Here is a 6,132-nt window from a genome sequence, read left to right on the forward strand (position 1 = left end):
AAGTGCTGTAAACGGAATTAAACAGCACATAATCGGTCGTAAGATCAGCACCCCAGCCTTTTGAACTTGCCTTTCCGTTGTGCAGATCTAGTTTGACCTGGATATGGGATTCACGCAGTAATTTTTTCAGGTAGTTTTTATCTTTCTGTATCGGCCTGCCCTTTTCGAGCACGAGCACCAACTCGCTCTCATCACCCAGATACAGATCAACTTTTTCATAGTTAAAAGGCACCCCCGCATTGCCGGCCGCGCAGATAATCCGCCCCCAGTTGGGATCCCGGCCGAATATAGCGGTTTTGACAAGAGTGGAATTGGAAATCGTACGAATCAACTGCCTGGCAATCTTCTCGCTGGGCGCATGAATGACCGAATACTCAATATATTTCGAAGCCCCCTCGCCGTCGGAGACAATCAGCTTGGCCAGATGCATCATCATCGTTTCCAGTTGTTCTTTGAATATGTCATAACCGACATCTCTTTTGGTTTTGATCATCTCGTTTTCGGCCATACCGTTGGCCAGCACCGCCACCATATCGTTGGTGGAGGTATCACCATCCACGGTGATCATGTTGAAAGATCTGTTTACCGATTCTTTCACCATCCGCTTCAAAAGTTTCGGATCGATCGATACGTCTGTAACAATAAAAGCCAGCATGGTTGCCATATTGGGATGTATCATCCCCGATCCTTTGGCGATCCCCGCTATATTGACCTCGAAACCGTCGATATCGAATTCCAGGAAACCTTCTTTGGCAAATGTATCCGTGGTCAGTATGGCGTTGGCGACAAACGACCCCGCCTTGGATCTGGATGAGAGTTTCTTGACATTTTTGCGGATGCCCCTGACTATATCCTCAGTGGGAAACGGTTCCCCGATCAGGCCTGTCGATGCGACCAATACCATCTCTTTTTCGATCCCGAGTTCCTCGGCGGTTGCCTCAGCCATCGCATGAGCTCCCTCAAGCCCCTGCTTGCCGGTGCAGGCGTTGGCATTGCCGGCATTGATTACGATCGCCTGAGCCTGGCCGTCGGCGATATGCTTTTTTGATACCTTGAGCGGCTCGGCTAGAACTTTATTTTGAGTAAACACAGCGGTCGCGCTGGCCGGAACTTCGGAATATATTATTGCCAGATCCCTGCGCATCGATTTTACGCCGATATGGGCACCCCAGCATTTTATACCGCGCACATTGGTAATATTTTTCAGCATATTCATTGAACTCTCCTATCCCGATAATCAAGCCGTAAATTTCTACGGATTTACCGGTACCTGTTGCAGGCCCGCGGTCTGGTCAAAACCGAACATGATATTCATGTTCTGCACCGCCTGACCGGCTGCTCCCTTTACCAGATTGTCGATTACGCTGACGATGATAATCATTTTAGTACGATTGTCAAAGGTTACATGAATATCGCAGTAATTCGTTCCGCGCACATCCTTGAGCGCAGGCGGATCTTTACGCATTCTAACAAACGGTGAGTATTCGTAGAACTTCTGATAAAGCTCATTCAATGAATCCTCGTCTACAGATCCTGTCGGCCGGGCGTAAATCGTGGACAGTATCCCCCGGTCGACCGGGAGCAGATGAGGCGAGAACTGAACCAGTGTGGCTTTTTCGGATACCCGCTCCAGTATCCCCTGTATCTCTATCGTGTGTCGGTGATGCTTGAGATTGTAAGCTTTGAAGTTGTCGCTGACATTGGGAAAATGGGTAACCGGCTTGGCCTTCACCCCGGCCCCGGTCACACCCGACTTGGAATCTATTACAATCGGTTTGGTTTCGATCATCCCCTCCGCCAGCAGAGGCACAACTCCAAGTATCGCCCCGGTCGGATAGCATCCGGGATTGGCGATCAGGCGGGCATCCTTGACCTGATCGGCATAAAGCTCCGGCAAACCGAAGACCGCTTCGTCGAAACCTTCCGGGTAGACATGCTTCATCTGATACCAGTCCTCATAGACCTCGGGCGAGGACAGACGGAAATCTCCCGACAAATCGACTATCTTAAAAGAGCGATCCTTAAACCTTTTGACCATGTCCATCGAGACGCCGTGAGGAAGTGCCAAAAAGACCAGATCGAGGTCGCATTCATCGATTTCTTCGATCGAAATCAGTCTGTGATCACAGATCCCTTTAAAAAAGGGATGGACGTCAGAGAAAGCCTCGCCTGATCGAGATTCGGAGGTAATCGCGGTGATCTCTGCTTCCGGATGATGAACCAGGAGTCGGGCCAGTTCCGATCCGGTGTAGCCTGTTGCTCCAACTATTCCGATACGTTTTTTATTCATCGCTTTTAACCGCTTTCAATGCTTCTTTGAGTGCTGACATTATCTTGTTCATATCCTCTTCTTCTATATTCAAAGGCGGTACCAGCCTCAGGACATTGCCGGCAGTAGCATTGGCCAGGACGCCCCTGTTGAGCATCTCCTGGACCAGAGGACGGGTATCGAACTCGAACTCGATACCGATCATCAATCCCAAACCCCGAAATTCTTTAATCGAGGCCTCGTTTAAGCCTTCAATCTGCTTTTTAAACCAGCCGTGTTTTTCTTCAGCCTGCTGAAGCAGGTTCTCCTCTTCAATCACATCCAGCACGGCCAATGCAGCCGCGCAGACCAGCGGATTTCCGCCGAACGTGGTGCCATGATCGCCGAACTCTATCTCGGAACTGACCTTTTCGCTGGATAAAATGGCTGAAATCGGGGTCCCCCCACCGAGCGCTTTGGCCAGCGTCATGATGTCCGGCTTGACATTGTGATGCTGGAAAGCGAACATCTTGCCGGTGCGCCCCATACCGCATTGGATCTCGTCGAATATCAGGACGATATCATTCTCATCGCAGAATGTGCGCAGTTCTTTTAGAAATGAGCCTTCGGCAATGTTGATACCGCCTTCGCCCTGCACAGGCTCGATTATGATAGCGGCGGTTTCCCTGTCGGCTGAATCCCTGACCGCGTTCATGTCGTTAAATGGAATCTTTTTAAATCCTGCAGGAATCGGATCGAAACCCTTCTGCATCTTCTCCGCCCCGGTGGCAATCGTTGCCAGCGTTCGACCATGAAAGCAACCATCAAATGAAATGATTGTCCCGCCACGTCCCCTGCTGTGGGCATATTTACGGGCAATCTTGAACGCGCCCTCGACTGCTTCCGCCCCGCTGTTGCCAAAAAATACCCGCTCCAGGCCGGACAACACGGTCAGTCTTTTGGAGAGTTCGACCTGGGGTACGCTGAGGTAAAAATTAGATACATGAATCAGCCTGGCCGCCTGCTCCCGGATCGCTTTTACGACTTTGGGGTGGCAGTGACCGACGCTGTTGACAGCGATACCCGCCAGAGCATCGACATACTCATTGCCATCGATATCCCAGGCATGAGAACCACTCGCTCTTTCAAGTGTCAATGGATAACGCTTGAACGTCTGCAGGTAATGTTTCTGGTCAAGATTTGAATACTTTTTGTTTAACTCATGTGACATATAAAACTTCCCATAAATTCTATCTTGTGATTTTAGTTCCGACCTGTTTATTGTCGGCAACAGCCAGTATCTGATCCGGCAGGGTGCCGTTAATGATGCGAGCCGAGCGGGTGCCTTTGTTGACCGCAATTTCGCACGATTCAATCTTGGGGATCATCCCGCCCTGTATCACATCGTCCTTCACCAGATCGTCAATTTCATCCAGCTTGATATCAGAGATAATCGAAGCAGGATCATCCTTATCACGCAAGAGCCCGTCGACATCGGTCAGGATAACATACTGGACAGCGTCCAGGGCTCCGGCTACATGGGCCGCGAACATATCGGCGTTGATATTGTAATCTGTTCCGCTCTTATCCGAGGCCAGGCAGGTTATAACCGGAATGTAATCATTCTGCAAGAGCAACTTGATCAAAGCGGGATCGACATCGATTACATCGCCGACCTGCCCCAGATCGACTTCTTCAACCTGGCCTTCAATCATCCGCCGGTGCATCCGTTTCACAGCGGTAACTATCTTTCCATCCTTTCCGGATAATCCGACCGCTTTGTAACCGAGTGAATTGACCAACCTGACCAGGCTTCCATTGACCTTGCCCTTCAGCGCCATCTCCACGTATTCGAACGCCTCGGCGGTGGTCTTCCTGTGGCCTTCGATGAATTCAGATTCTATTTTAGCTTCTTCCAGAGCTCGTTTGATAAACGGCCCACCGCCATGCACGATAACAACATTAAAGCCCTTTTCCTTGAGCAGGCAGAAATTTTTCACTACCCGGTTTTTCAAGTTTTCATCGATCATGGCGTTTCCGCCATACTTAAACAGAATTACCGGTCTTTCAGAATAGCTGATCATCGATTATTAGAAATATAAGTTAGTGATAGCATCCAATTCATTGGCCCTGCATTATCCGGGCACTCACAGGATTCAACAAAACGTCTGTATGATTGTTCCATGTTTGCCATTATCGCGATTGACATATCTCCACATCGGAGATGCAGTCTTCACCGCCTTCATGAATTTCGCAAAAGCACTAATTATCTGTTCAGGTTGTACAAGCAACAGAATCTCAGTAACATCGGCTGAAACATAACAGCCCTGAACAAGGTTGTAATAATAAACAAGCTTTTTGAATATATCAAAACCCAAATCTGAAATTGTTTTATTTTCGAATATATTTTTAGAAAGGGATCATTATGTCCGCTGATAAAATTGTAGAATTGGACAGTCTTTTAAGTCTTACTCAGCACGACGATCAATTTCTTCTGGATGTGCGCCCGATTGCCGCTTACAACGGCTGGACACTCGAGGGTGAACCTCGCGGAGGTCATATTAAGTCCGCGAAAACATTCCCGTTAAGCTGGACAGAATTTTCAGGTTGGCAAAAGCTTCTCGACAAAAAAGGCATCGACCCCGAGAAAAGGATAATTGTGTACGGCTATAACGCCGCTCAATCCGCTGAAATGGCCGATAAGCTGGCACAATCCGGCTACCGTGATGTGCGCAGGTTCGATCGATTTATGCACTGGTCGGCGGACAGCTCTCTACCCATGGATCACCTGCCTCGCTTTAAACAGCTTGTTTATCCCGGATGGGTCCAGGGCCTGATCACGGGCGAAAATTCCCCTCATTATGATAATTCCAGATATGTCATCTGCCACGCCAGCTTCAGGTATCGCGAGGATTACGAATCGGGACATATCCCCGGCGCGATCCACATGGACACCGAAGATCTGGAATCCTCAAAAGACTGGAACCGTCGTTCACCGGCAGATATTCGCCGGGCCCTGCTAAAGCAGGGCATCACTAAAGACACCACGGTCGTCCTGTACGGCAGATTCAATCATCCCAACAACGAGGATGAATACCCGGGCCGGCTGGCCGGTCATCTGGCGGCGATGCGTTGCGCGCAGATTATGCTCTATGCCGGTGTTGAAGATGTGCGCATCTTAAACGGCGGTATGGCGGCCTGGCGCGAGGAAGGTTTCGATATGATTACCGAAGAAGGCGAAGTTGTCTCGGCCGATAATTTCGGAACCGAAATCCCTCATAATCCGAACTTGATCATCGACACGCCCGAAGCCAAACAGCTGTTGTCATCGAAGCGAGGAGAACTGGTCAGTATCCGGAGCTGGAAAGAATTCATCGGCGATGTCAGCGGTTACAACTATATCGAAAAAGTCGGCAGAATTCCAGGGGCGGTGTTTGGCAACTGCGGAAGCGACGCCTACCACATGGAAAACTACCGCAATATTGATCATACCATGCGTGAATACCATGAAGTAGCCGAAATCTGGGCTGACAGCGGAATTACTCCGGACAAGCGTATCGCTTTTTACTGCGGGACAGGATGGCGCGCCAGCGAAGCGTTCTTCAATGCCTATATGATGGGCTGGCCGAATATCGCTGTTTACGATGGGGGCTGGATGGAATGGAGCAGTGATCCGGAAAATCCGATCGAAGTCGGTATACCGGAAGACCAGGTGCCGGCCTGGCAGAGTTAGTCCGTCTGACACCGGTCCGGTTTTCAAATTACGTCAGTTGAATCTCGGCTTGCGGACTTCCCAGATTGAATCGACGAAATAGCGCTTGGAATCATAGAGGTTTGCCATAACAGAAAAGCCGTTGCGGTTGGCCAGCCTTTCGATATCTGAC

At 49.7% G+C, this 6,132-nt stretch carries 5 protein-coding genes; 1 reads left to right on the forward strand and 4 read right to left on the reverse strand.

Going from position 1 to position 6,132, the window contains the following annotated elements:
• The 4 genes from argJ to argB form a co-directional block, all read right to left on the reverse strand.
• A partial coding sequence (gene argJ, locus GF404_06475) for a bifunctional glutamate N-acetyltransferase/amino-acid acetyltransferase ArgJ (protein ID MBD3381824.1) occupies positions 1-1,210 on the reverse strand: 1,210 nt, incomplete at its 3' end.
• 42 nt (positions 1,211-1,252) lie between these two features.
• The gene (locus GF404_06480) at positions 1,253-2,290 is read right to left on the reverse strand and encodes an N-acetyl-gamma-glutamyl-phosphate reductase (protein ID MBD3381825.1); all 1,038 of its coding nucleotides are present in this window, start codon (positions 2,288-2,290) and stop codon (positions 1,253-1,255) included.
• The gene (locus tag GF404_06485; protein ID MBD3381826.1) at positions 2,283-3,479 is read right to left on the reverse strand and encodes an acetylornithine/succinylornithine family transaminase; all 1,197 of its coding nucleotides are present in this window, start codon (positions 3,477-3,479) and stop codon (positions 2,283-2,285) included. The genes GF404_06480 and GF404_06485 overlap by 8 nt, the downstream gene beginning before the upstream one ends.
• Positions 3,480-3,498: 19 nt before the next feature.
• The gene (gene argB, locus GF404_06490) at positions 3,499-4,332 is read right to left on the reverse strand and encodes an acetylglutamate kinase (GenBank protein MBD3381827.1); all 834 of its coding nucleotides are present in this window, start codon (positions 4,330-4,332) and stop codon (positions 3,499-3,501) included.
• A gap of 341 nt (positions 4,333-4,673) precedes the next feature.
• On the opposite strand from argB, the gene GF404_06495 reads away from it, so the two are divergent.
• Entirely contained in the window at positions 4,674-5,981 is a 1,308-nt protein-coding gene (locus GF404_06495; protein ID MBD3381828.1) for a thiosulfate sulfurtransferase, read from the forward strand.
• The last annotated feature ends 151 nt before the right edge of the window (positions 5,982-6,132 follow it).

This window comes from Candidatus Zixiibacteriota bacterium (genome assembly GCA_014728145.1).
Taxonomy (GTDB): Bacteria; Zixibacteria; MSB-5A5; order JAABVY01; family JAABVY01; genus WJMC01.

What these genes read in the sequence shown, in the direction of transcription:
- GF404_06480 (MBD3381825.1), bottom strand. Translation starts at nt 2,290, where the DNA reads ATGAATAAAAAACGTATCGGAATAGTTGGAGCAACAGGCTACACCGGA.
- GF404_06485 (MBD3381826.1), bottom strand. Translation starts at nt 3,479, where the DNA reads ATGTCACATGAGTTAAACAAAAAGTATTCAAATCTTGACCAGAAACAT.
- argB (MBD3381827.1), bottom strand. Translation starts at nt 4,332, where the DNA reads ATGATCAGCTATTCTGAAAGACCGGTAATTCTGTTTAAGTATGGCGGA.
- GF404_06495 (MBD3381828.1), top strand. Translation starts at nt 4,674, where the DNA reads ATGTCCGCTGATAAAATTGTAGAATTGGACAGTCTTTTAAGTCTTACT.